Source organism: Deinococcus malanensis (genome assembly GCF_014647655.1).
Taxonomy (GTDB): Bacteria; Deinococcota; Deinococci; order Deinococcales; family Deinococcaceae; genus Deinococcus; species Deinococcus malanensis.
In genome coordinates this window covers 595-24560 of record NZ_BMPP01000006.1, presented here as the reverse complement: position 1 = coordinate 24560, position 23966 = coordinate 595, and the positions used below count along the sequence as shown (strand labels likewise).

Below are 23966 nucleotides of genomic sequence, written 5' to 3'. Positions count from 1 at the left end.
GAGCATCGCACATGGTGGTTGGTGTATCCCGTACCCTGACAGACATGTGGACCTCCCTGCCTTCTTCCAGCCTGCGTGTGACTGGTGCAGACCGTGTGGATTTCGTCCACGGCCAGATGACCGGTGACCTGCGCGGCGCGCCGACACCCAGTATGGTTCCCTGTGCCTTTTTGAACGTGCGGGGTCAGATTGAACAGTTTGCCCGCGCCTACCGCCGCGAACAGGACATCTACCTTCACCTGGATGCTGGTCAGGCAGCGATGCTGGCCGCCCGGCTCCGACGCTACATCATCTTCGATCAGGTGGAACTTGAGGACACCAGTGACACCCTGCGTACCGTGCACGTCTGGGAGCAGGCTGTCCCGGGCTGGCAGCCCGAGGGCCCGGCAGCTCAAAGCTTCGATCTTGGCGCCGCTGCCGTGCTGGCTGGACGCGTTAACCGCAGCGGCACGCCCGGCGTGGACCTGCATTATCTGGCGCGGCAGGAGGAAGATGTGCTGAATGCGCTGGGCGGCCAGAAAACCTCGCCGGACGAACTGGACGCAGCGCGGGTCCGGGCCGGCATTCCGGACATTGTCGGGGACGGCTTTACCGGCGTCCTCCCGCAGGAGGTGGGGCTGGACCTGGGCGGGCCGCTGCCTGCCATCAGCTACCGCAAGGGCTGCTACGTGGGTCAGGAGATCATGGCCCGTCTGGAAGCTCGTGGAAACACGCGGTATCACCTGGTCCGCCTGGCGGGGACGGACCTCCCCGACCACACTGAGGTGAGTGCCGGAGGCAAGGTCGTTGGACAATCGGGTCGTCATGCCATGGGTCTGAGCCTCGCCCGGCTGCGCAAGGAACTGCCTGACGGCGCAGAAGTGCAGGTGGGGGAGCGCCCGGCCACCGTTCAGCTGCTGACCCTGACGGCACCTTGAATCTCCGTGTGCTGCAGTCCATTTCGCGCGACCTGCACCTGGGGACCCGCGACGCCATGATCTGTGCTTCCCGCCGCGCCTATACCCTGGCCTTTCTCGCCCTGGCCGTTCCGGGTCTGCCGCTTGGCGGCCTGTACCTGCTGACCCGTCCCAACGTCCTGCCCGTCGGCGCCTTGCTGGGACTGGCGGGCTTGGGCGTCGTGTTTGCCGGGACCGTGTTCTGGCTCGCGGGCCGTGTGGCGCGTGATCCGGCACTGCCTCCTACCCGCGCAGCGCTGACGGCCGCTATGCAGGGGGCCTCGGCACCGGGCATCGCTTTCTTGCTGGGGTGCGCGCTGCTGCATGATTTGCGCGGACTTCTGTTGCTGTGGGGGCTGGCCCTGGCGGCCTATCTGCTGGGTTACGGACAGGTGCCTGGCTGGGTGCGGGGGCCACAGAACGCCGGGGCTTCCGAAAGCGGAACATAACCAGACAGCGCAGCGCCTGCCATGTCCTCAGGACCGGCGGGCGCTCGCAGTTGAAGGGCGAACTGGGCGGCTTAGCGGCTCTTGGGGTCCATCGCGTCGCGCAGGCCGTCACCGAACAGGTTGAAGGCCAGGCTGAACGTGATGATGAAGGCGGCCGGGTAAGCCAGGGCATACCAGTACTCAGGCTTCAGCCACGCACGCGAGAAGTCCACCAGCTGGCCCCACTCCGAGGATCCGGGCTCGAAGCCCAGACCCAGGAAGGACAGCGCGGCCACGCTGAGCGGAACCGTGGCCAGATCCAGCACGGCGATGGTAAAGACAGCCGCAACACTGTTGGGAACTACGTGCTTCAGGATCAGACGGGGGTCGCGGGCGCCCAGGCCACGCGCTGCGTCCACGTATTCCAGCTGCCGGGTGCGCAGAACGTCACCACGGATAATCTTGGCGTAGCTTGCCCAGCCGGCCACACTGAACGCCAGAATGATGGGTCCGGTCGGGTCACCGCCGGGATTCTTGGCGCGTAGGATGGTCAGCAGTACCACGGTCAGAATCAGTGGCGGCAGCGCGAACAGGACATCAATGAAGCGCTGGATCAGGTTGTCGATCCACCCGCCGTAATAGCCGCTGATGGCGCCGATAATCACGCCGATGGTCAGGGTGATGGCCACGATGATGAACGACATTTTCAGGGCGGTACGGGTCCCCCAGATCAGGCCGTAAAAGATGTTGTAGCCGTTCACCGTGCCGAACGGAGCAAACGTGCCGGTAATTTCGCTGGCGGGTTTGGGCTCCTGTGCAAAGCTGACCCGTTCCATCTTGTAGCAGCTTGCGGGAGGAGCCAGAATCGCGCGCCAGAAAGCACCATTTGCCGGGTTCGTGACCTGACTCGCACTGGTGAGGTTCAGGTCTCGCAGGCAGTCACCGGTAGGCTTGGCAATCAGCGGCGCAAACAGCGCCATAAGTCCAAACAGTAGGGTGATCAGCAGGCCGGTGATGGCCAGTGGGTTGCGGCGCAGCTTGCGCATGGCGGGGCTGGTCCAGAACAGCTGCCAACGGCTTTTCTTGCGCAGGGTCAGAGGAGCGGAGGTGGTGGTCATACGTCTCTCCTGGGTGCAGTCCCGCAGGTATCAGGGGCCAACATCAGTCGAACCTCACGCGGGGGTCGATCACGCCATACAGGATATCCACCAGGGTGCTGACAACCACCACGATCAGAGCCGAAAGCAGGGCAAAGCCCAGCACCGCTGCCAGGTCAATCTGCAGCGCCGCCTGAACGACCCACTGGCCAATGCCTGGGAACGCAAAGATGGTCTCGGTAATCAATGAGCCGCCCAGCAGACCGATGATCAGGAAGCCGCCCAGCGTCACGATGCTCAGCAGGGCGTTGCGGCGCGCGTGTTTGTTGTTCACGATGCGCGGTGCCAGACCCTTTGCCCGCGCAGTACGCACGTAATCGCTGGTCAGGGCTTCGAGCATGTTGTTGCGCATGACCTTGATAATGCTGGCGCTCGACACGATGGTCAGGGTAGCCGCAGGCAGCAACATGTGCCGGATAACGTCCCAGGCCACGTCCCAGCGCCCGTTCAGAGCGGCGTCCACGGACAGCATGCCGGTGTAGCGCCGCAGGTCACCCACCGCGAACTGGTTGACGACACTCAGCTGCCCCGCCCCCGGGAGCCATCCCAGATACGCATAAAAAATGGCCAGCATCAGGATGCCCAGCACGAAGGTGGGCAGGCTGTACGCAATGATGGTCAGGACACGCAGCACCTGGTCAATCATCTTGTCCTTGTGCAGAGCGCTGAGGGTCCCCAGCCAGATGCTGAGCAGCAGAATGGGAATAGCGGTGATAATGGTCAGCTCGATGGTCGCTGGCAGCCGTTCCCGGATCGTGTCGAGAACATCCTTCCCACTCGCCTTGGAAAAACCAAGGTCGCCGCTAATGGTCTTGGAAAACCAGCGGCCATATTGCACCGGAAAAGGATCACGCAGTCCGCGCTCCTCGATAATCTGTTCGAGGCGCGCGGCCTGCTGTTCACTGCGGATGTATGGTGCGGCCCGCTGCTCTGGTGTGAGCATCTGAGTCAGCCCTACCACCATGAGGGAGAGGACGAGCATGACCACCGGAATCTGGATCAGTCGCCTGACGATGAAATTGAGCATATGGGCCTCTTGTCTTACCTGACGTCTGAATTCATGTAACACGGCGAAAGCGGGGGAGTGGCTGTAAGGCCACCCCGCCCGCTCAGGCGGGACTCCGGAAGGGTATCAGCTCAGTTCTTGCTGAGGTCAGCCCAACGCGTGGAGATCATAGGATTGTAGGTCTGGGTGCTGATGCCCTTGATGTTGCTGCGGAAGTACATGAAATCGATGCCGCCGGGAACCAGGATGAACGGAGCCTGCTCGTAGGCACGGTTCCCAACCAAGCTGTACAGGCGGTTGCGCTGCGCGGTGTTGACCGTGCTGCGGGCCTGCTTGAGCCACTTGTCCACGCTGGCGTCCTTCCAGTTGGCGCGGGGGCTGTAGTAGCCGTCGGACGCGTAGAAGGTGTACATGAAGTTGTCAGGGTCGGCGTAGTCAGGCGCCCAGCCCATCAGCATCATGGCTTCCTCGCCCTTCTTGGACGCGGCGAGCATTTCGCTCCATTGCTTCGGCTGCAGATTTACCTTGAATTTGGGGTTAAGGGCTTCAACGTTACGCTTCAGAATTTCCATCGCGGTCTGTGAAGGCACACTGCCAGCGCGGTAGTTGGCTGTCAGGGTAAAGCCGTTCTTCCAGACCTCGCCACCAAAGGCCCTCTTAAAGGCTGCCGTTGCTTTTGCAGGAGCGTAGGTGTAGGTCTTCACCTTTGTGTCATAGCCCGGGAAGATGTCCGGCAGAAGCATGGTGCGCTGCTTGCCCTTGCCCTTCTGGACATCCTGGATGAACTGCTGGTAGTTGAAGGCGTAGCTGAAGCCGCGGCGGACGTTCACGTCAGTGAAGAAGTTGGAAGGAATGCCCTTGCCGTCCAGCTTGCCGCTTCCCAGCAGGCCACCGCTGGGATTGATCTTCTCGTTCATGAAGATGGCGCTGGCGACGGTGTTGGGGAGGTTGTCGATCCAGGTAACGCCGGGCTTGCCCTTGATCTGGGCTTCGTCCACGCTACGGCCGCCACCTTCGATGAAGTCGGCGTCGCCACGCAGGAAAGCCTGCTGACGGGCTGCCAGCTCGGGTACCTTCTGCCTGATGACATTCTTGATGGCCGGCTTCTTGCCCCAGTAGCCTTCGAACGCGGTGGCCAGGAAGGTGTTGGCATCAGCACGCACGAACTTGTAGGGGCCGGTACCGTTGGGCTTCTTGCTGAGGTTGCTGCCGGTCAGGTCCTTGCCCACCCAGGTTTTCCAGTCCTTCTCGGTGCCGCTCCACTCGCCCAGGCCGGCAGCGTACTTCTTCTCCACGATGGCCTGGCCGGTGTAAGCCAGCTTGGCCAGGAACGCGGGGTCAACCTTGGGCAGGTTGAAGACCAGCTGACCGTTGTTGTTGCACTCCACGGCCTTGTCGATCACGGCCCAGGTCACGCTCTTCTCGTCGTTGGCATTGCCCTGGACGCCGGTGAGGCTCTCGGCGATAAACCAGTTGCCGGACTCGGCGCTGTTGGTCACCAGGTTGCGCTCGAAGGTGTACTCAGCGTCGGCGCAGGTCATGGTGGCGCCGCTGTGGAACTTGACGTTCTTGCGCAGGTCGAAGGTGTAGGTCTTGCCACCGTTGCTGATAGCCCACTTGGTGGCCAGCAGGGGCTCAAGCTTGGTCAGGCTGCTGCCGCTGTAGGTCAGCAGGGTCTCGTACATCTGGTCGACGACCTCAGAAGAGGCAGTATCGTACACCACGCCAGGATCCATGGTGGGGATGTCCGCGCTGCGCTGGATCACCAGGGTGTCCTTGGGCGCCACGGCGAATGCCATGCTGGTCACGAGCAGAGTACTGAGGATTGCAATTTTCTTCATAGGCCTCCTGGTAGTGCTGAAGTGCGGATCTGGTGGGCTGTTGACAGCGTCACGAGACCGGCACCTGTTGTGGATAACGTTAAGCATAATAGCTCACATATCTGGACAGGATGTGAACCGTCTCCCCTTTATGGCCGCTGGGCGCAGCAGGAGCGTGATCCGCACGATCCGCAACTGAGCCTTATGCGGCTCTTGTGTAAAGGCTGTGCATTGCTGTGACGTGAGCCTCAGGGCATGGAATACTGCGCCGCGTGAAGAAGCGCATCCTGCTGCTGGCGGGCGGTCAGTCCGGTGAACACGAAGTCAGTCTCATGAGCGCCAGGAGTGTGCTGGCCGCGCTCCCCCGCGATCAGTTCGACGTTACCCCAGTAGTGATCAGCAAGCAGGGTCGCTGGCTGCCCCCCACCGGCACCCAGCGGGCCCTGGAAACCGGTGAGGCCGCAGGGGGCGGGGACCTGGTACTGCATCGGGTGGCCAGCGCCGAGGGCTATGACGCGGTCTTTCCCTTGCTGCACGGCCCGATGGGGGAGGACGGCACCATCCAGGGGCTGCTGACCCTGGCGGGCATTCCCTTTGTCGGCAGTGGTGTGCTGGGCTCGGCCGTCAGCATGGACAAGGTCATGACCAAACAGGTCCTGGCATCTGCCGGTATTGCGCAGGTGGAGTGGCGTCTGGCCCTGCGCCGCGAGTGGCGCGATCATCCAGAGGGCGTGACCGCGCGGGCGGCCGAACTTGGCTTTCCCCTATTCGTCAAGCCGGCCAACCTGGGCTCCAGCGTGGGGATCAGCAAGGTTTCGCACGCCCGCGACCTGCAGGCCGCCCTGGACCTGGCCTTCAGCCTGGACCGCCGGGTCATTCTGGAAGCCATGACCTCGCACAAGCCCCGCGAGGTTGAGGTCGGCATTCTGGGGAACGATGCGCCCATGGCCAGTCCGGTAGGAGAACTGAGCTTCGACTCGGAGTTCTACGATTACGAAACCAAGTACACCGAGGGACGTGCACAGATGCATATCCCGGCCCGCATGCCGCGCGAGATGAGCGAGCGCGTGCGCGAGATGGCCCTGCATGCCTTCCGGGCGCTGGACTGTGCGGGTCTGGCCCGGGTGGATTTCTTTTACGTGGAAGAGACCGGCGAACTGTTCCTGAACGAGGTCAACACCATGCCAGGATTCACTACCACCAGCATGTATCCCAAGCTGTTTGAGGCCGCTGGCATCGGCTACAGCGAACTGGTGACCCGCTTGGTGACCCTGGCGCTTGAGGAACGCTGAAAGACGGGTCATATGGTTCTAAATCCACGGGGGACGTTTGACCCTTATTAATCTGAGCGGTTTACTTAGGATTACCGCATGATTCGGACCGTGACCGCACTGACCGCTCTTCTTCTCGCAGGCACCTCCTTGGCCCAGACCAAGGGCTCGCTGACCATCTACACAGGCCGTGCCAAGACTTTTGTCGATCCTATCGTTCAGCAGTTCGAGCGCCAGACTGGCATCAAGGTTAATGTCCGCTACGGCACCGACGCTCAGCTGGTTGCTGCCCTGCGCGAAGAAGGCAGCCGCAGCCCAGCCGATATCTACTGGGGGAACGGTGTGGGTGCACTGGGCGAACTGGCTGCCGAGGGCCGCTTCAGCAAGCTCGGCACCGCCCTGACCCGCACCGTGAGTGACGACTACCTGCCCGACACCCGCAGCTGGCTGCCCACCACCGTGCGCTTCCGGGTACTGGCGTACAACACCGGCAAGATCAAGCCTGACCAGCTGCCGGACAGCGTGCTGGACCTGCCCAAGATGACCAGCCTGAAAGGCCGCATCGGCTGGACGGTCAGCTACTCCAGCTTCCAGGATTTCCTGGCCGCCATGATCGCCAAGCACGGCGAGGCCACCACCCGCCAGTGGATCGAGGGCATGAAGGCCCTGCAACCCAAGGACTACAAGTCCAGCAATGTGGGCATGCTCGAAGCCATGCGTGCCGGCGAGATCGACGTGGCGCTGACCAACCACTACTACATCCAGCGTGTCAACCGCCTGAGCTACCCTATCGACACCTACTTCTTCAAAAATGGGGATATCGGCAACCTGGGCAATGCGACCGGCGCCGGGGTGCTCAAGACGGCCAAGAACCGCTCGAACGCCAACCGCTTCCTGACCACCCTGACTGGCAAGGACGCCCAGAACTTCTTCCTGAGCGTGAACTTCGAGTACCCGGTGATCGCCTCGACCCTGCAGCCCACCACCATGCTGCCCTACAGCGACGTGGTCAAGCGCAGCCCCCGCATCGATCCTACCGTGCTGCCCAAGAACATCGAAAAAGCGCAGAAGTTGCTGCGTGATGCCGGCCTGCTCTGACGCCTTTCCATTCTGGTCGCCCCCGGTTCTCCGGGGGTTTTCTCATGGCATCTGTCCCTTCAATCCTGAGTAATTCGCTGTGATAACTTTCCAGGGTTCCGGGCCCCGGTGCCCGTACCTTCTATGACTTATCGCCGTCCCCCTCTGGCTCTGCTGCTGCCTGCCGTGCTGACCGTGCTGGGCGTCCTGCTGCCGCTGTCCTATCTGGCCCTGCGGGCCCTGGGCGCCGAATGGACCGAACTGCGTGAGATCGTCTTTCGCTGGCGCAATCTGCAGTTGCTTGGCAACACGGTGCTGCTGACGGCTGCCGTGCTGGTCACCACCACACTGGTGGCGCTACCCCTGGCTTTCCTGAGCGCCCGCAGTGATTTCCGCCCCCGGTCGGTGCTGTTGCTGCTGGGTGTGCTGCCGCTGGCTATTCCCGGTTATGTGGGAGCCTACGCCCTGATCGCTGCGAGTGGGCCGGGTGGCGCCCTGGATACCCTGCTGGGTCTGGCCTGGCCCGGGCCCAGTGGCTTCTGGGGCGCCCTGGGGGTGCTGACGCTGTTTACCTTTCCCTACCTGTTTCTCAACCTGCACGCTGCCCTGCGCGCCCAGGACCCTGCTCTGGAAGACGCGGCCCGGCTGCTGGGACGGACGTCCACACAGACCTTCCGGATGGTGACTCTGCCCTACCTGCGGCCGGCGTGGCTGTCGGGGGCCCTGTTGATTGCCCTGCATGTCCTGGGAGACTTCGGCGTGGTGAGCCTGATGCGGTATCCGACCTTCAGCGCCGCTATCTATCAGCAATACACCGCAGCTTATGACCGGGTGTACTCCGCGTGGCTGGCCCTGCTGCTGCTGCTGGTGACGGCGGCGGCGCTTTGGCTGGAAGCCAGGCTGATGCGCAATCTGCATGTGTCACGGGTATCTCCAGGCGGTGCCAGGGAACCCCGCCGGGTCCGGCTGGGACGCATGACGCCGCTGGCATGGATTTTTGCCGGCACGCTGGCCGGCGCGGCGCTGGTCGTGCCGCTGGGCACCATCCTGTACTGGATGCGCCTGGAAACGAGTCCGTTTGCCTGGGCCGGCTTGTGGGAAGCGGCGCGCACGGCTCTGGGTGCGGCGGCGGTGGCCGCGCTGACCACCACCGTTCTGGCCTTTCCACTGGCCTATATCGGCAGCCGCTACCGGGGGCGCTGGGCGCGCGTGACCGAACGGGCCGCTTACCTGGGCTACGCGACTCCGCCGCTGGCCTTCGCGCTGGCGCTGGTGTTCTTTTCCCTCCAGGTTGCCCCCCCGCTTTACCAGACGCTTCCTCTTCTGATTGCCGCCTATACCCTGCATTTCGTGGCCGAGGCCGTGGGGCCTCTGCGCAGCAGTCTGAACACGGCGACACCCCGGCTGGAGGAAGCGGCCCGTGTCCTGGGGCTCAGTGCCGGGCGTACCCTGACCCGCGTGACGCTGCCGCTGATCCGTCCGGGCCTGCTGGTCAGCGCTGCGTTCGTGTTTCTCAGCGTGCTCAAGGAGCTGCCGCTGACCCTGCTGCTCAGCCCCATTGGCTTTGAGACGCTGGCCCGCAACGTCTGGACCTATACCGAAGAGGCGCAGTATGCCAGCGCTGCGCCCTACGCCCTGGCTCTGGCGGTCAGTGGGGCACTGCTGACCCTGCTGATCCTGCGCCGTGACCATCCTCGCCGCCCGGGTTCCAGCGCCGGGCCCGCCGATTCCCCCCGAGGCCGCCCATGACTGTCCAGCCCCTTCCAGCAAGCCCCCGTTCTGTCAAGGAGCCTGGCTCGATGCTGGCCCGCACCCCCACGCCAGCTGCTGTCCCCCTGGACCTTCAGCATCTCACCAAACGCTATGCACCGGGCCTTCCGCCAGTGGTGGACCAGCTGTCGCTGACCGCACGGCCGGGGGAACTGCTGACCCTGCTGGGTCCGTCAGGATGTGGCAAAACCACGACCCTGCGTCTGATCGCAGGGCTGGAACGCCCGGATAGCGGAACCATCAGCATCGGGGGGCGGGACATGAGCGTCCCCTTCGTACCGCCCGAGCGGCGTGGGGTGGGGTTGGTTTTTCAGGACTACGCGCTGTTTCCTCACCTGAGTGTGCTGGGCAATGTGCTGTTCGGGTTGCAGCATCTGCCGCGGGCGCAGCGCCTGCCCCGCGCCCGCGAGACGCTGGCGCTGGTGGGCCTCACGGTGTTCGAAACACGTATGCCGCATCAGCTGTCCGGTGGGCAGCAGCAGCGGGTGGCACTGGCCCGCGCGCTGGCGCCTCGCCCAGCTCTGCTGCTGCTGGACGAACCCTTTTCCAATCTGGACGCCCAACTCCGCCATTCCACCCGCCAGGAAGTGCGGGGCATCCTGCGCCAGAGCGGCACCACCGCGATTCTGGTCACGCATGATCAGGAAGAGGCCCTGGCCTTCAGTGACCGCCTGGTGCTGATGCGCAGCGGAAAGGCCGAGCAGATCGGCACACCGGCCGAGGTCTATACCCGTCCGGCCACGGCTTTCGTGGCCAACTTCCTGGGGCGCAGCAATCTGCTCAGTGGGACGGCCGACCGCTTCATGGCGCGCACCGCCCTGGGCATCGTGCCGCTGGTCGAGGCCGCCAGCGGACCGGTGCTGGTCAGCGTGCGCCCTGAGCATCTGGCTTTTACCGAAGACCTGGCCGGGGCCGAAGTCACGGTCGTGGCCCGCGAGTTCCGTGGCCGGGATGCCACCTATACCGTGCGGCTTGCCGCTGCTGGTACCCAGGAACTACTGGTGCACGACACCACTGGTCTGATCCGCGCCGAAGGCGAGCGGGCCCGGATTCAGGTGACCCAGCCTGCGCGTCCGGTCTCCTGAAGCCGGCCCACAGTTCTGTAACTACAGACGCGAGCAGGTTCGCCCTGCGGAACAGACCCTAAAGAAATGCGTCAGGGCCGCTTTCAGGCTCCAGTTCTAGAATGCCTGCAGATCAAGCGTGATGTAGCCGGCCACCCGCAGTACTGCGCACGGGCCGAGCATGAACGAAGGAGACAGGCAACCTATGGATTGGAGAAATCTTCCTGGCAGTGGGGGCGGAATCGAGGATCGCCGTGGTGCGGGCGGTCTACCCGGCGGGGGGATGGCGGTCGGTGGCATCGGCGGCCTCATCATCACGCTCATCGCCATGTTCTTTGGCATCGACCCCAGCGTGATTCTGGGGGGCGGTTCCACGTCTCCCCAGACCCAGCAAACCCAGACCCAGCAAACCCAGACTCAGGGAACCCCGACTCAGGCTGGAAGTCAGGGCCAGCCGGCCACCGATGAAGACTACGAGTTCGTAGACCGCATTCTGGGCAGCACCAACCAGGTGTGGGGAGGCATATTTCAGCAGGCCGGCCGGGCGTATACGCGCCCGACCCTGCAACTCTTCACCCAGGGGACCCGGTCCGGCTGCGGGCAGGCCAGCAGCGCGGTGGGTCCCTTTTATTGCCCACTGGACAACAAGATCTACATCGATACCAGTTTCTTTCAGACCATGCAGCGTCGGCTGGGTGGCGGCGGTGATTTTGCCTATGCCTATGTGATTGCCCACGAGGTCGGGCACCATATCCAGAATGAACTGGGAATCGCAGATCAGGTCGAGCGCCAGCAGCGCTCTGCCCGCAGCGAGGCGGAGCAGAACAGCTACGGAGTGCGTCTGGAGTTGCAGGCCGACTGTTTCGCGGGGGTGTGGGGCAACCGCGTGCAGTCGCAGGCCAACATCACCACCGAGGACGTGCAGGAAGCGGTCCGGACGGCCGAGGCGATCGGCGACGACAATCTGCAGAGGCAGTCGCAGGGTTACGTGGTCCCGGACTCCTTCACCCACGGATCAAGCCAGCAGCGCGTCAACTGGTTCATGCGCGGCTATGAATCGGGTGACGCCAACAAGTGTGACACCTTCAATATTGATTTCCGGCAGCTGTAAGCGTCACCAGCTCAGGAACGCGGGAGTGCAGGCCGCGTTCCTTTCCTGCGCCGCCTTTCGCGCTTAGCTGGGTGTCATGCACGACCCCTGGGTCATCTCCGGCATTCCTGTCACCCTGAAGCGCAGTGCCCGGCGCCGTACCGTCGGTCTCCAGGTCCGCCCGGGTGAAGTGACGTTGTATGCCCCGGTCCGGGTGCCGGCCGAGCGTCTGCAGCTGTTTCTGGTGGACCGGCGCAGTTGGGTTGAAGGGCATCTTCAGCGTTATGCGGCCCAGCCGGCGGCTCCCGGACCATTGACCGAGGGCAGTGCGGTGCAATTTCTGGGCGAAGAACTGACCCTCCGCCTGACAGACATGAGGCAGGCACGGCGCGAGGGTGACCTTCTGTGGCTGCCGGACGAGGACCCCGAGCAGCATCTGGAGGCCTGGACCCGGCGAGCTGCCGCTGAACCCTACTGCGATCTGGTGGAGGAGTATGCCGCAGTGCTGGGGGCCCGGCCCCGGCTGGGACGGGTCGTGGTCAGTGGCGCACGCACGCGCTGGGGCAGCTGTACTCAGGGCGGCGATATCCGCCTGCACTGGAAGCTGACCAGGGCTCCACTGGAGGTGCTGAGATACGTAGCGCTGCATGAGGCCGCGCATCTGCTGGAGCTCAACCATTCCCCCCGCTACTGGGCCCACGTGGCCCGCATCATGCCGGAGTATCCGAGGTGGCGGAACTGGTTGCGCGATCAGGGCCACACCCTGTAAATCGCGCCGTGTCCTATATAGAAAAGCGCCAGGGAAGCGTTGGTTTCCCTGGCGGTCTTTACCGGCGGTTACATCGCAGGCATGGGGGTTGGAATAGGCAGTCCGGGAGTATCGGGATTCTCCGTCGGAGTAGGCTCAGGCATGCCCGGAAGGTCAGGATTTACGGGCGGGTCCATCATAGGGCCTGACTCACTGCCTCCTGGCAGGCGTTCGGGCATAGGTGCAGGCATGTCAGTCGGTTCGGACGCGGGGGAAGGCGGACGGTCATAGGGTCCAGTCATGCGAAAACCTCCTGTGGGGACTGCCCCGAGTATGTCGGCTCTTCCTGCGCGGCGGCCAAGAAGGGCGTGAAGAAGGATTCACTCCCACGACCGCTACGGCATGCCGGAAACCGCCTGCCATCTTGTCAGGAGTGGCCGGTGATCGCTGCCCCGCGCTGCTTCCACGACACAGAGGGCCGCGCTCAGTTCCCGGCCCATCACATGATCGATGCGTAGTTTCAGACTGGGAAAGGTCCAGCCTGGGCCCCATCCGGCAACGTCATGTGCCGAGGGCCCAAACGTGGTCCGCAGGAGCCGGAAGGCCTGACCTCTGGGCGGCGTGTTCAGGTCACCGCCCAGGAGCAGGCGCCCCTGGGTCTGTGCCGCGACTTCGGTCAGTACACGAATCTGATCGGTGCGTGCATCACGCGTCCGCCTGATTCGTGCCAGGTCACCCTCCAGGGCGCTGGACAGCATAACAGTGCCTAGATGGGCGTTGACCACGGTCAGTGGCTGGCCGTTCCAGCGCAGCCGGGTCACCAGCACTTCCCGATGCTTGCGCGGCAGCTTCAGACGCCGAAAGTCCAGCAGGGGCAGGCGGGTGAAGGTGGTCACCTCGTGTGCCTGCGCCACCCTGTAGCCGGGCAGGGCAGCCTTGATCACTGTTATGTCGCTGGCCCGCACGAAGTTTGACTCCTGCAACAGAATGATGTCGGCGTCTGCAGCTTTCAGCGTCTGGGCCAGCATATCTGGGGCCCCCAGGGTTCCACGGGCCACGTTGTAGGTCAGGACACGCAGCGACGGGCCTACGGTGACAGGCTGACGCAACGGCACGTTCAGCAGGCCCGCACCCCAGGCTGCCAGCAGGGTGCTGGCCAGCGCGACACCTATGCCGCGCCGCCGTCCAAAGGTCCACAGCAAGACCACAGGTGCGGGCAGCAGCCACAGGACGGGTGGTGCGTAGGCCAGCAGCAGGGTCGGAATGGTCCGCTCGGCCACCAGTTCACCCAGCAGCATGACCAGGGCCACGAAACCTAAGTAAGCCCAGGCGACGCGTGAACTGCTCAACATGACAAAAAGCCTCCCACCCGCAGGTGAGAGGCGCGTCCACCCAATGAGGGATCGGGACGGAATGTGGTGCTGAGGCTAGCGGTACTGCGCCGAGCGTTCCCGCGCTTCCTCGCGCTGGGCCAGTTCGGCACGCTGCACCTGTCCAATGGCATCGGCCAGGGCTTCCTTCAGCTCCGCCAGCCCGATGTTGCGCAGCGCACTGACCGCAATGCCATCGGTCCGCTCGACTTCACGGGCCAGCTGTTCGGGATCGGCCGCGTCAGCCTTGTTCAGGGCCACCACCGTCGGCATATCCCGGAACCCCAGCTCTTCCAGAATCCGGTTCACAGCGTCCAGACGGGTGTCGGCCCCAGGGCTGGCCGCATCCACCACGTGCAGCAGGACGTCCGCGTCCCCGATTTCTTCCAGGGTGGAGCGGAAGGCGCGCGTCAGGTCCTTGGGCAGGTCCCGGATGAATCCCACTGTGTCAGTCAACACCACCGGACCGACCCCAGCAATAAAGCCCTGACGGCTGGTAGGACGCAGCGTGGCAAACAGCTTGTTCTCGGCGAGCACGCGCCGCGGTTCCTCGGCGGCATGCGTGAAGGCGTTGAGCAGCGTGCTTTTGCCCGCGTTGGTGTATCCCACGATGGACACCACCGGCACGTCGTTGCGCTCACGGCTCTTGCGGCGTTCCTCGCGGCGCTGCGAGACACTTTCGAGCTGCTTTTCCAGAAAGCTCAAGCGGTCGTTGATGCGCCGGCGGTCCAGCTCCAGTTTCGTTTCCCCCGGCCCACGGGTTCCGATGGCGCCGCCCGCCGCGCTACCGGCCGAGCCCCCGATGCGCGAAAGCGCTGCGCCGGCTCCCAGCAGGCGCGGCTTCATGTACCGCAGCTGGGCGAGCTCCACCTGCAGGCGCGACTCGACCCCCTGGGCATGCAGCGCGAAGATATCCAGGATCAGCTGAGTGCGGTCCAGAATCTTCAGACCGGTGGCCGCCTCGATCTCGCGCGCCTGGGCGGGGCCCAGTTCCTGACCGAAAATCAGCAGGTCCGCATCCAGGTGGTAGGCCCGGCTGGTCAGTTCTTCCAGCTTGCCGGCCCCGACCAGGGTCCCGGGCTTGAGATTGCGCCGGTAGACCAGTTCCTTGTGGACCACTTCCGCGCCGGCCGTACGGGCCAGCTCGGCCAGTTCATCGAGCCGTTCCTCGGCATCGAATTCACCCTGATCGATCTGAACCAGGATGGCGCGCTCGCGGTCTTTCTTCGCCTCGCGGCCCACGGCAGCGCGGGCAATTTCCTCTTCCAGCGCCGAGACCTGGGCCCCCAGGTCAAATTCGTCGATCTGATGAGACGAGACCGGCGGCAGAATGCGCCAGTCCTCTTCCTCGCCGACCGTGCCAGGAGGTGTGAGGTGCGCGGTGTGAACCAGACCGGGTTGCCCTTCCTGACGCACCTCCACGGCGCTCACCGCATCCAGACGCTTGAGGAACAGCGTGGACAGGTCGCCCTTGCTCAGCGGCCCGCCCTTGGGATGGGCATGCAGCAGGTGAAAACCAGCCAAGCGGTTTTCGCCCATGCGCAGATCCGGGAATTCTGTGGCCTTGGCATCAGCTACTGACACACTGATCACACGCCCGCGGCGGTCAATCAGGACCCCGACCTCGCGCCGCACGTCGTGCGACAGCTCCGCCAGATTGCGGGCCAATTCCAGTGAGCCGATCCGGCCCGGTTCGATGCGGCGGCGGTACAGGTTGCTCAGGGCCTTGAGTTGTGACGGGCGCAGGCCCGATGTATTGCCATGCACTTTATCTATAGTGATTCACTTCCTTTAAAGGGAAAAGAAAACGGATTGAGGCGGAGGAGTGTTCTCGACTCGCGCCAGGGCGGTTGCATCAGGATTGACGGTGGGATCGCATGACCAGCAGGCCGGCACAGGTGCTGCCCCAGGAAGTGCGGGGGCGGCCCTGAAAAGAAGACACGTCCGGTCATTGCCCCCAGGGTACTCCCGGGGTCCTGACATCAAGGTGTGCATTCACAGGAAATTCTTGATCATCGTGGACCTACGGTAGAGGAGAGTGAGCGGCCCCCGCATCGGCTGTGTGGCGTATGCGCTAGCCTCCCGCCTGGACCGGCCTGTGCTGCTGGTCTGGCCGCCGATGGCGGTCTAAGGAGGACCGTATGACGACCACCCCCCCGTGCCAGCCGGGCTTTGACCGGCGCTATGACGTCCAGGGCCTCGACGCCATCGACGTGGCCGTGCTCGACACCTTTCCCTATGTCCGTGAGGATGACGCGGCCCGCTACCCCGGCGAGCCGATGGACATCGAGATCATCACCGACGAGTTCAGCCCGGTGTGCCCCTGGAGTGGCCTGCCGGACTTCGGCCGACTGGAGATCCGCTACCAGCCGCGCGAGAAGTGCGTGGAACTCAAGAGCCTGAAGTACTACCTGACCAGCTACCGCTTTGTGGGCATCTACCACGAGCACGCCACCCGGCGGCTGCTCGCGGACCTGACCCGGCTGCTAGATCCGCTGAGCATGACCATCCGCTGTGATTACGGCATGCGTGGTGGCCTCAATACCGTCTGCACCGTTCGCTACGTCGCGCCGGATCAGGCGTCCCCGACTGGTGGAACGGCCAAATGACGCGTCTGGCCGGCGCATCCTCGGGTAGGTCCTCACTACTGTTCACCGGGCTGTACCTGGGGGCCATTGTGGCGGCCAATCTGATCATCGCCCGCTTTGGACCCAGTATGGCCCCGGTGGTGGCGTTCGTCTTTATTGGACTGAATCTGGCTGTACGTGACCGTCTGCACGACCTGTGGGGTCGCCACGTTGCCCGGAACATGCTTCTGCTGATCATGGCCGGAGGTGTGCTGTCCTGGCTGCTGAATGCCGGAGCGGGCCGCATTGCGCTGGCCAGCGTTCTGGCGTTTGCCATCAGCGAGGCAGGTGACGCCCTGCTGTACCACGCCCGGCGCCACCGCCCCTACCTGGAGCGCAGCAACACCAGCAATGTGCTGGGCGCTGCGCTCGACAGCCTGATCTTTCCGGTGGTGGCCTTTGGCGGCTTTCCGGTGGCGATCATTGCGCTGCAGTTCGTGGCCAAGGTGCTGGGCGGATTCGTATGGAGTCTGCTGCTGAATGCCCGGAACGGACGCACGCTGCCTACACCCGTCTGAGCGCCAGGAGACGCCATCTACCGCCCAGACCGCCCTCAATGTCACCCGAGGGCGGTGTTTACTTGTGCTGACTTACGTGTGCTCACTCAGGACCTGCGACACCGCGTACCGCGAACGTTCCACCATTGTGGGATTGGTATGCAGGTAGTAGGGGATTTCCGCTACGGCGATGGACAGCGCCCAGCCGCGTCCGCGTGCCCATGTGTCGGGGTCTACGTCCAGGGCTTCCCGGAACACGGCTCGGGAAGGGGCATCCAGCCAGTTCCATGCCACAGCCAGGTCACAGGCGGGATCACCCTGCCGCAGCGAGCCGAAGTCAATAACAGCACTTAACCGTCCCTCCCCGGCCAGCAGATTGCCGGATTGCAGGTCACCGTGCAGCCACACCGGTGCCCCACTCCAGGCAGGCGCCTGCACTGCTGCCTCCCAGGCAGCCACCAGGGCTCCGCGGTCCAGGTCGTCAGGGAGCCGGCTGATGTTCTCGCGGGTCCATGCATCACGGTTGCGCAGCGGCGCCCCCCTTTCCAGTGATTCCGGATCTGCCAACGGGCCGTCTGTGGGATCGGCAACCTGAAGCGCGCGGATAAATCCGGCCAGGTCCCCTGCGGCCTGCGACAGGCTGCTTATCCTTTCCCTGAATGCGGGTTCGCCCGGAAGCCAGCGGTATACGCCCCAGGTCCAGGGGTAGCCCTCGCCCGGCTGACCCACAGCCAGCGGCTCCGGCACGCTCAGCGGCAGCTGAGGCGCCAGCCGGGGCAGCCAGTGCAGGTCCTTTTCCGTTTGCCCGGCGGCGCTGGCCAGCCGTGGAAGTCTCGCTGCCAGGTCGGTGCCCAGCCGGTAAAGCACGTGATCGCTGCCGGATGACAGGAACACCCGCACAGGCAGGGGCGCCCACTGGGGGAACTGGGTTGCCAGCAGCCGCTGCACCAGGGAAGTGTCGGTGTGGACCTCATCAGGGTGCAGTCTGGCTGGGGCATGAGATTCTGTATCGGTGGACATCGTGTTCAGGGTACGTGCACTGTCCCGAAAGGGCATCCGCCGCGTGACGTACCCTGACCCTATGACGCCCGATCTGCTCCGTGAGACGCTGCGTGAAGTTCTGTACGGCCCGAATCTGAGTTTCGGTCTGGGCACAGGGCTGTTCAGCGAGAAGGAGGCGGGGCTTCTGCGGACGGCGCATGCTTTCACCTACATGCAGGCGGCTGCACCCGCCGCGCCGCACCGCCCCAGTCCGGCGCAGGTGGTGGTGCACCTGCGTCAGTATCTGGAGCATGCGGCGGCAGAACTCCAGGATCCGCTCGCGCTGCGTCCTGATGAGCCCGAAGCGTGGGAGATGCAGGTCACCCCTGCGCTGTGGCGTGACGAGCTGGTGCGTTTAGCCTGGGCCGGTCAGGCACTCTACGAAGCCCTGTATCTGCCTCTAAACCCCGAGCAGACGCGTGTGGCACACGCTGCGGTTATCCACGCGGCGTACCACACGGGTGCGCTGCGCTTTCACCTGGGGAACCTGAAGGCCACCGGGCCAGCCTGATGGCTGCTGAGCCGACGCCACAGCTGATCGCCCAGGAACTGCGCGCTCTGGCGCTGTCCGGACTCATGTATGGCCAGAATCCCTACGATGTGGACCGCTTCCGGCGTGTGTTGCAGCTCAGTGCGGAGCTGGCTGCCCTGGATTCACCTGCCAGCCTGCCGGAGGTTCGCAGTGCCTACCTGAGTCATCTGGGCCATGTCACGCCGCTGCTTGCGGTAGAGACTGTGGTACTCCGCGAGGGCCGCATATTGCTGATCCGACGAACCGACACCGGTCGCTGGGCCTTGCCGGGCGGTATGGCAGAAGTAGGGGAGACGCCGGCTGAAGGAGCCGAACGCGAACTGTTCGAGGAAACCGGCCTGCGGGGCATCGCTACCCGGCTGCTTGGGGTTCTCGACTCGCGGTATGCACCTAACCTGCACGGCCTGCACCTTGTCGTGCCTGTCTTCCTAGTCGAGGCAGAAGGCGAACCCAATCCCACCCTAGAGGCCAGCGCGGTCGGCTGGTTTTCCTGGGATGATCTTCCGCCCTTGCATCCAGGGCACGACCGCTCACTGGCTGTGGCCAGGCAGGCCCTTCTAACGGGTGCTGCTTTCTTTGACCCGGCGCTGACCCAGAACTGGAATTCACAGGCATCGCCGGTCACCTCAACGTACAGAGGGGCGGGCTCCTGGAAGGTCCGCCTTGTACGTGCACTTGTCCGGGTAGGCGCCGGGGTGTTGCTCAAGCGCAGGCCGCTGGTCGAGGCGGCACCTGAACGCTGACATAACCGCGCCGGCCAACAAGACAAAACGCCGGATGCTGTATGCATTCCGGCGTTCTGCTTCTGGCGAAGAGGGTGGGATTCGAACCCACGGTACAGTTGCCCGTACTTCGGTTTTCGAGACCGACCCATTCAACCACTCTGGCACCTCTCCGCACAGCCTTGAACGGGCGACCGGGAGTGTAGCACACAGGAGCAGGTATGCCTATATCACCACAATCAAGAAAGGCGAGGGACCGTCCCTGAGCCTGGGGCCCGTACCAGCACAGATCCTCCGAACAGCCTTCCTGAAGGGGTAAGGTGCCGGCCAATGAGTTTCATCGCGCCCCAGAACACTACGAAACCGAACCGAAACCGTCCTTTCCTGTCCTCTTTAAGACCTGTTGAGCCATCTGAAATACGATCACTTAAACCACCCTCATAACGCCCACGCGGCGCAGGTGCCGACCTGGAGAGCCTGATGGGCGTTGGCAGCTGCATCTTGCAGCCACCCCGGTAACCGCGTATGCTGTCAAGGTTGGAAAACGGCCCCGGTACTGGGTTGCACCTCGGGCGTTTCTCGGCATGCGCCGCTTCCAGGTCCTGATGCTGACAGTGGCCGGCAAGTGCGTTGATCACCTCAAGCACAACCGCCAACCCAACCCTGCCCCCCTCAGTCTCTGTTGTGTGGGCGGGTACTTCCCAAGCACGGGCGTGTGTCTGTTCGCCGCCCACTCACCGCAAGACAGCACGAGGAGTGATTTACTCTGCCTACCACCCAGCAGCTGCTCCGTAAGGGGCGCACCACGCTCCAGAAAAAGAGCAAAGTCCCGGCCCTGAAGGGCAGCCCCTTCCGCCGTGGCGTATGCACGGTCGTCAAGACCACCACCCCCAAGAAGCCCAACTCCGCGCTGCGCAAGATTGCCCGTGTGCGTCTGTCCAGTGGCTTTGAAGTCACTGCCTACATCCCCGGCGAAGGCCACAACCTGCAGGAGCACAGCGTCGTGCTGATCCGCGGCGGTCGTGTGAAGGACCTCCCCGGCGTGCGCTACCACATTGTTCGTGGCAGCCTCGACACCCAGGGCGTCAAGGACCGCAACAAGAGCCGCAGCAAGTACGGCACCAAGAAGCCCAAGGCCGGCGCTGCCGCCGCGGGCGCCAAGAAAAAGTAAGGCCGCGTCCGGGCGTCGCAGCCCCTGGCTTTCTGGTCCGCTCGACTCAGACGCCGTGCTCCGCCCTGACCTCCTTACACGCGGCTTGAGTGCCGTATCCCGGTCTCTGTCCCCTCACGCACCCCGCGCGCCCCTTGAGGCGCCCCTAAGGAGTCAACATGGCACGTCGCCGCCAAGCAGAAGTGCGCCCACTCCAGCCGGACCTGGTTTACCAGGACGTGCTGGTCAGCGCAATGATCAACCGCATCATGGAAGATGGCAAGAAGAACCTGGCCAGCCGTATCTTCTACGGCGCCTGCCGTCTGGTGCAGGAGCGCACCGGTCAGGAGCCCCTCAAGGTTTTCAAGCAGGCCTATGACAACGTCAAGCCCCGCGTGGAAGTTCGCAGCCGCCGCGTGGGCGGCAGCACCTACCAGGTGCCCGTCGAGGTTAGCGCCCGCCGTCAGCAGAGCCTGACCCTGCGCTGGATGATGTCCGCCGTGGACGGCCGCCCCGAGCGCACCGCCATCGAGCGTCTGGCCGGCGAGATCATGGACGCCGCCCAGGGCCGTGGCGGCGCCATCAAGAAGAAAGACGACGTGGAGCGCATGGCGGAAGCCAACCGCGCCTACGCGCACTACCGCTGGTAAACCACTTCAGGGTGCTGAAGTGCATTCCCGGACGCGGTAGGGCTCGCCCTGCCTGTCCGGGTTTCCTGCGAAGTACGTGATTTCATCACGGTGACCGGAGCGGTCGCCCCTTCAACCTAGGGAGTCTTATGACCACCAAAGCCCAGAGCTACCTGACCCACTTCCGCAATATCGGTATTGCTGCGCACATCGACGCCGGCAAGACCACCACCACCGAGCGCATCCTGTACTACACCGGCCGGACCCACAACATCGGCGAAGTGCACGACGGCGCCGCCACCATGGACTGGATGGAGCAGGAGCGCGAGCGCGGCATCACCATCACCGCCGCCGCCACCACTGCCAAGTGGAAGCGTTCAGGCACCGACCAGGAATACGTCGTCAACATCATCGACACCCCTGGCCACGTGGACTTCACCATCGAAGTCGAGCGTTCCATGCGCGTGCTCGACGGTGCGGTCGCCGTGTTCGACTCCAGCCAGGGCGTGGAGCCCCAGAGTGAAACCGTGTGGCGTCAGGCTGACCGTTACGGCGTGCCGCGCATCGCGTTCTCCAACAAGATGGACAAGACCGGTGCAAGCTTCGAGCTCGTGCTAAACGACATCAAGGAGCGCCTCGGCGCCATTCCTGCCCCGATACAGTACCCCATGGGTCAGGAAAACGACTTCAAGGGCATCATCGACATCGTTCGTCAGCGCGCCCACGTCTACACGAACGATCTCGGCACCGACATTGTGGAAAGTGACGTGCCTGCCGAGTTCGCCGACAAGGTGACCGAGATGCGCGCCCAGCTGATCGAAGCGGCTGCTGAAGTCGACGAAGACCTGATGATGATGTACCTGGAAGGCGAGGAGCCCAGCGTGGAGCAGCTGGTCGCCGCCATCCGCAAGGGCACCATCGAGAAGAAGATCTTCCCCGTGCTGTGCGGCAGTGCCCTGAAGAACAAGGGTGTGCAGCTGCTGCTCGACGCCGTGGTGGATTACCTGCCCAGCCCGCTGGAAGTCCCGGCCATCCGCGGCAAGGTCGAAGACAGCGAGGACACTGTCGACTTCCCCGCCGACCCCGAAGGCAAGCTGGCCGCGCTGGCGTTCAAGATCATGGCCGACCCCTACGTGGGCCGCCTGACCTTCGTGCGTATCTACTCAGGCACCCTGCAGTCCGGCAGCTACGTGTACAACGCCTCCAAGGACAAGCGTGACCGTGTGGGCCGCCTGCTGAAGATGCACGCCAACAGCCGCGAGGAAGTCACCGAGCTGCGCGCCGGCGAACTCGGCGCCGTGATCGGCCTCAAGGACGCCGGCACCGGCAACACCCTGATCGCCGACGGTGAGGACCGCGTGCTGCTGGAAAGCATCGACGTGCCCGAGCCTGTGATCAAGCTGGCCATCGAACCCAAGACCAAGGCCGACCAGGAAAAGATGGGCATTGGTCTGCAGAAGCTGGCCGAAGAAGATCCCACCTTCCGCGTGGAGTCCGACCAGGAAAGTGGCCAGACCACCATCTCCGGCATGGGCGAACTGCACCTGGAGATCCTGGTGGACCGCCTGAAGCGCGAGTACAAGGTCGACGCCAACGTGGGCGCCCCTCAGGTGGCCTACCGCGAGACCATCACCAAGGCCGTGGACGTCGAAGGTAAGTTCGTCCGTCAGTCCGGTGGTCGTGGTCAGTTCGGTCACGTCAAGATCAAGGCTGAGCCCCTCGAGCCCGGCGCTGGCTTTGTGTTCGAGAACATCGTGGTGGGCGGTACCGTGCCCCGCGAGTTCGTCGGACCTGCCCAGAAGGGTATCGAAGAGGCGCTGCAGAGCGGCCCCATGCTCGGCTTCCCGGTCGTGGACATGAAGGTCAGCCTGTACGACGGCTCGTACCACGAAGTGGACTCCTCGGAAATGGCCTTTAAGATAGCCGGCAGCATGGCGCTCAAGGAAGCCGTCCAGAAGGGTGCCCCCGCCATCCTGGAGCCGATCATGCGCGTCGAGGTGACGGTGCCTGAAGACTACATGGGCGACATCATCGGCGACTTGAACAGCCGCCGTGGCCAGATCCAGGGCATGGAAGCCCGCGGCAATGCCCAGATCGTCAAGGCCTTCGTGCCCCTGAGCGAGATGTTCGGTTACGCCACCGACATGCGCTCCATGACCCAAGGCCGCGCCAGCTACAGCATGTTCTTCGATCACTACAGCCAGGTCCCCAACAACCTCGCCCAGCAGCTGATGAAGAAGTAAATCCCCACAAGGGAAAAGAGGGCTCGCCGTCAGGCGGGCCTTTTTCTTGAGATTCAGGCACGGGGAAGTGCGAGCACAGTAGGCTGAAAGACCCATGACCCACCCGTCTGCTCCCAATTCGTCACCCCAGCCTACCGGCCCTAAGCCCAAAAGGCTGTCGTTTCTGACCGTGCCGCTGCTGATCAGCCTGATCTACAATGCCATTTCGTTGCTGACACTGCCCTTCTCGACGGGCACGATCAACGACCTTCTGGCGCAGTTCAGTGCCCAGTCCAGGATGCCCCCCATGCAGCTCACGCCGGAGCAGATCACGCTGACCCTGTGGCTGTCCTTTTTTATTACCGTGGGCATTGTGCTGCTGCTGTATTTCACGCGTCGCGCGGTCCTGGAAGGGCGAGCATGGGGCCGGGGAGCCAGCATCGTTATTGCAGTGCTGAGCCTGCTGCTCATTCCGTTCGGGACCATCCTGGGCGTCGTGATGCTGATCGGCGCCTTTGACCGTGAGGTGCAGGCCTACACCCGGCGCTGAGACCACACTTATTTCATACTCCCCTCCGCCTCCACGGCTTGCAGTGTAGGCGGACTTCTTGTACCCTATGAAGTCGGTGCGTGGACGGTCCTGGACCCAACACAGGAAAGGAAGCGCAACGTGCCAGCATGGCGGGACACTGCCCTGGCGAGAACCAACCCAATGTGGGTCACACCATCAAAACCCTGCGGCATGCGCGGGGGAAGCCCGAACAAAGGGGCGGTTTTGCGTGTGAATCCACCGCTTGGAGGGAGTAAGAA

Annotated in this window: 23 protein-coding genes and 1 tRNA gene; 16 read left to right on the top strand and 8 right to left on the bottom strand. The window is 63.8% G+C overall.

Going from position 1 to position 23966, the window contains the following annotated elements; translation table 11 throughout:
* Window positions 1–44 precede the first annotated feature (44 nt).
* Window positions 45–917, top strand: a complete 873-nt coding sequence (ygfZ, locus tag IEY49_RS08350; protein WP_189006658.1) for a CAF17-like 4Fe-4S cluster assembly/insertion protein YgfZ — start codon at window positions 45–47, stop codon at window positions 915–917.
* 8 nt (window positions 918–925) lie between these two features.
* A complete protein-coding gene (locus IEY49_RS08345; RefSeq protein ID WP_189006655.1) occupies window positions 926–1384 on the top strand; it encodes a hypothetical protein in 459 nt (152 codons plus the stop codon).
* A 71-nt stretch (window positions 1385–1455) separates the two neighbouring features.
* On the opposite strand, the gene IEY49_RS08340 is transcribed toward IEY49_RS08345, so the two are convergent.
* The 3 genes from IEY49_RS08340 to IEY49_RS08330 all read right to left on the bottom strand — a co-directional run bounded on the left by IEY49_RS08340 (window position 1456) and on the right by IEY49_RS08330 (window position 5367).
* The gene (locus IEY49_RS08340; RefSeq protein WP_189006652.1) at window positions 1456–2481 is read right to left on the bottom strand and encodes an ABC transporter permease; all 1026 of its coding nucleotides are present in this window, start codon (window positions 2479–2481) and stop codon (window positions 1456–1458) included.
* A gap of 43 nt (window positions 2482–2524) precedes the next feature.
* Window positions 2525–3547, bottom strand: a complete 1023-nt coding sequence (locus IEY49_RS08335; RefSeq protein WP_189006649.1) for an ABC transporter permease — start codon at window positions 3545–3547, stop codon at window positions 2525–2527.
* 110 nt (window positions 3548–3657) lie between these two features.
* Window positions 3658–5367 carry an ABC transporter substrate-binding protein gene (locus IEY49_RS08330; protein ID WP_189006646.1) on the bottom strand — a complete coding sequence of 570 codons (1710 nt, stop codon included), beginning with the start codon at window positions 5365–5367 and terminating at the stop codon, window positions 3658–3660.
* A gap of 251 nt (window positions 5368–5618) precedes the next feature.
* On the opposite strand from IEY49_RS08330, the gene IEY49_RS08325 reads away from it, so the two are divergent.
* The 6 genes from IEY49_RS08325 (at window position 5619) to IEY49_RS08300 (ending at window position 12387) form a co-directional block, all read left to right on the top strand.
* Complete coding sequence (locus IEY49_RS08325; RefSeq protein ID WP_189006644.1) at window positions 5619–6638, top strand: D-alanine--D-alanine ligase family protein; 1020 nt, start codon at window positions 5619–5621, stop codon at window positions 6636–6638.
* A 78-nt stretch (window positions 6639–6716) separates the two neighbouring features.
* The gene (locus IEY49_RS08320) at window positions 6717–7715 is read left to right on the top strand and encodes an extracellular solute-binding protein (protein WP_189006641.1); all 999 of its coding nucleotides are present in this window, start codon (window positions 6717–6719) and stop codon (window positions 7713–7715) included.
* Between the two features lie 123 nt (window positions 7716–7838).
* Complete coding sequence (locus tag IEY49_RS08315; RefSeq protein ID WP_189006630.1) at window positions 7839–9443, top strand: ABC transporter permease; 1605 nt, start codon at window positions 7839–7841, stop codon at window positions 9441–9443.
* Complete coding sequence (locus IEY49_RS08310) at window positions 9440–10549, top strand: ABC transporter ATP-binding protein (RefSeq protein ID WP_229780703.1); 1110 nt, start codon at window positions 9440–9442, stop codon at window positions 10547–10549. Before IEY49_RS08315 ends, IEY49_RS08310 begins: the two co-directional genes overlap by 4 nt.
* A gap of 184 nt (window positions 10550–10733) precedes the next feature.
* Window positions 10734–11639, top strand: a complete 906-nt coding sequence (gene ypfJ, locus IEY49_RS08305; RefSeq protein WP_189006629.1) for a KPN_02809 family neutral zinc metallopeptidase — start codon at window positions 10734–10736, stop codon at window positions 11637–11639.
* A 76-nt stretch (window positions 11640–11715) separates the two neighbouring features.
* Complete coding sequence (locus tag IEY49_RS08300; RefSeq protein ID WP_189006627.1) at window positions 11716–12387, top strand: M48 family metallopeptidase; 672 nt, start codon at window positions 11716–11718, stop codon at window positions 12385–12387.
* Window positions 12388–12455: 68 nt separating this feature from the next.
* Here IEY49_RS08300 and IEY49_RS21405 read toward each other — a convergent pair whose 3' ends face one another.
* The 3 genes from IEY49_RS21405 to hflX form a co-directional block, all read right to left on the bottom strand.
* Window positions 12456–12668: a hypothetical protein gene (locus IEY49_RS21405; protein ID WP_229780702.1), complete on the bottom strand. Its 213-nt coding sequence runs from the start codon at window positions 12666–12668 to the stop codon at window positions 12456–12458.
* 93 nt (window positions 12669–12761) lie between these two features.
* Window positions 12762–13718, bottom strand: a complete 957-nt coding sequence (locus IEY49_RS08295; RefSeq protein ID WP_229780701.1) for an endonuclease/exonuclease/phosphatase family protein — start codon at window positions 13716–13718, stop codon at window positions 12762–12764.
* A gap of 75 nt (window positions 13719–13793) precedes the next feature.
* Entirely contained in the window at window positions 13794–15503 is a 1710-nt protein-coding gene (hflX, locus tag IEY49_RS08290) for a GTPase HflX (RefSeq protein WP_189006625.1), read from the bottom strand.
* Between the two features lie 374 nt (window positions 15504–15877).
* Here hflX and queF point away from each other — a divergent pair, with 374 nt between their 5' ends.
* Together queF and IEY49_RS08280 are read left to right on the top strand one after the other, a co-directional pair.
* Complete coding sequence (gene queF, locus IEY49_RS08285; RefSeq protein ID WP_189006622.1) at window positions 15878–16345, top strand: preQ(1) synthase; 468 nt, start codon at window positions 15878–15880, stop codon at window positions 16343–16345.
* Window positions 16342–16881, top strand: a complete 540-nt coding sequence (locus tag IEY49_RS08280; RefSeq protein WP_229780700.1) for a VUT family protein — start codon at window positions 16342–16344, stop codon at window positions 16879–16881. Before queF ends, IEY49_RS08280 begins: the two co-directional genes overlap by 4 nt.
* 72 nt (window positions 16882–16953) lie before the next feature.
* On the opposite strand, the gene IEY49_RS08275 is transcribed toward IEY49_RS08280, so the two are convergent.
* Window positions 16954–17880 (bottom strand): aminoglycoside phosphotransferase family protein, encoded by a 927-nt coding sequence (locus IEY49_RS08275; RefSeq protein WP_189006619.1) that lies wholly within the window; start codon window positions 17878–17880, stop codon window positions 16954–16956.
* A gap of 61 nt (window positions 17881–17941) precedes the next feature.
* Here IEY49_RS08275 and IEY49_RS08270 point away from each other — a divergent pair, with 61 nt between their 5' ends.
* A complete protein-coding gene (locus tag IEY49_RS08270; protein WP_189006616.1) occupies window positions 17942–18412 on the top strand; it encodes a hypothetical protein in 471 nt (156 codons plus the stop codon).
* On the top strand, window positions 18412–19176 hold the full coding sequence (locus IEY49_RS08265) for an NUDIX hydrolase N-terminal domain-containing protein (RefSeq protein WP_189006613.1): 765 nt from the start codon (window positions 18412–18414) through the stop codon (window positions 19174–19176). Before IEY49_RS08270 ends, IEY49_RS08265 begins: the two co-directional genes overlap by 1 nt.
* A gap of 63 nt (window positions 19177–19239) precedes the next feature.
* On the opposite strand, the gene IEY49_RS08260 is transcribed toward IEY49_RS08265, so the two are convergent.
* A tRNA-Ser gene (locus tag IEY49_RS08260) sits at window positions 19240–19329 on the bottom strand.
* A 592-nt stretch (window positions 19330–19921) separates the two neighbouring features.
* On the opposite strand from IEY49_RS08260, the gene rpsL reads away from it, so the two are divergent.
* The 4 genes from rpsL (at window position 19922) to IEY49_RS08240 (ending at window position 23706) form a co-directional block, all read left to right on the top strand.
* Complete coding sequence (gene rpsL, locus IEY49_RS08255; protein WP_041221741.1) at window positions 19922–20326, top strand: 30S ribosomal protein S12; 405 nt, start codon at window positions 19922–19924, stop codon at window positions 20324–20326.
* A gap of 158 nt (window positions 20327–20484) precedes the next feature.
* Window positions 20485–20955: a 30S ribosomal protein S7 gene (gene rpsG, locus IEY49_RS08250; protein WP_189006610.1), complete on the top strand. Its 471-nt coding sequence runs from the start codon at window positions 20485–20487 to the stop codon at window positions 20953–20955.
* A gap of 128 nt (window positions 20956–21083) precedes the next feature.
* Window positions 21084–23177, top strand: a complete 2094-nt coding sequence (gene fusA, locus IEY49_RS08245) for an elongation factor G (protein ID WP_189006594.1) — start codon at window positions 21084–21086, stop codon at window positions 23175–23177.
* A gap of 94 nt (window positions 23178–23271) precedes the next feature.
* Window positions 23272–23706, top strand: a complete 435-nt coding sequence (locus IEY49_RS08240) for a hypothetical protein (protein WP_189006592.1) — start codon at window positions 23272–23274, stop codon at window positions 23704–23706.
* The last annotated feature ends 260 nt before the right edge of the window (window positions 23707–23966 follow it).

Coding starts and splice junctions, on each gene's coding strand:
- ygfZ (WP_189006658.1), top strand. CDS start 45: ATGTGGACCTCCCTGCCTTCTTCCAGCCTGCGTGTGACTGGTGCAGAC.
- IEY49_RS08340 (WP_189006652.1), bottom strand. CDS start 2,481: ATGACCACCACCTCCGCTCCTCTGACCCTGCGCAAGAAAAGCCGTTGG.
- IEY49_RS08335 (WP_189006649.1), bottom strand. CDS start 3,547: ATGCTCAATTTCATCGTCAGGCGACTGATCCAGATTCCGGTGGTCATG.
- IEY49_RS08330 (WP_189006646.1), bottom strand. CDS start 5,367: ATGAAGAAAATTGCAATCCTCAGTACTCTGCTCGTGACCAGCATGGCA.
- IEY49_RS08320 (WP_189006641.1), top strand. CDS start 6,717: ATGATTCGGACCGTGACCGCACTGACCGCTCTTCTTCTCGCAGGCACC.
- IEY49_RS08315 (WP_189006630.1), top strand. CDS start 7,839: ATGACTTATCGCCGTCCCCCTCTGGCTCTGCTGCTGCCTGCCGTGCTG.
- IEY49_RS08310 (WP_229780703.1), top strand. CDS start 9,440: ATGACTGTCCAGCCCCTTCCAGCAAGCCCCCGTTCTGTCAAGGAGCCT.
- ypfJ (WP_189006629.1), top strand. CDS start 10,734: ATGGATTGGAGAAATCTTCCTGGCAGTGGGGGCGGAATCGAGGATCGC.
- IEY49_RS08300 (WP_189006627.1), top strand. CDS start 11,716: ATGCACGACCCCTGGGTCATCTCCGGCATTCCTGTCACCCTGAAGCGC.
- IEY49_RS21405 (WP_229780702.1), bottom strand. CDS start 12,668: ATGACTGGACCCTATGACCGTCCGCCTTCCCCCGCGTCCGAACCGACT.
- IEY49_RS08295 (WP_229780701.1), bottom strand. CDS start 13,718: ATGTTGAGCAGTTCACGCGTCGCCTGGGCTTACTTAGGTTTCGTGGCC.
- queF (WP_189006622.1), top strand. CDS start 15,878: ATGACGACCACCCCCCCGTGCCAGCCGGGCTTTGACCGGCGCTATGAC.
- IEY49_RS08280 (WP_229780700.1), top strand. CDS start 16,342: ATGACGCGTCTGGCCGGCGCATCCTCGGGTAGGTCCTCACTACTGTTC.
- IEY49_RS08275 (WP_189006619.1), bottom strand. CDS start 17,880: ATGTCCACCGATACAGAATCTCATGCCCCAGCCAGACTGCACCCTGAT.
- IEY49_RS08270 (WP_189006616.1), top strand. CDS start 17,942: ATGACGCCCGATCTGCTCCGTGAGACGCTGCGTGAAGTTCTGTACGGC.
- IEY49_RS08265 (WP_189006613.1), top strand. CDS start 18,412: ATGGCTGCTGAGCCGACGCCACAGCTGATCGCCCAGGAACTGCGCGCT.
- rpsG (WP_189006610.1), top strand. CDS start 20,485: ATGGCACGTCGCCGCCAAGCAGAAGTGCGCCCACTCCAGCCGGACCTG.
- fusA (WP_189006594.1), top strand. CDS start 21,084: ATGACCACCAAAGCCCAGAGCTACCTGACCCACTTCCGCAATATCGGT.
- IEY49_RS08240 (WP_189006592.1), top strand. CDS start 23,272: ATGACCCACCCGTCTGCTCCCAATTCGTCACCCCAGCCTACCGGCCCT.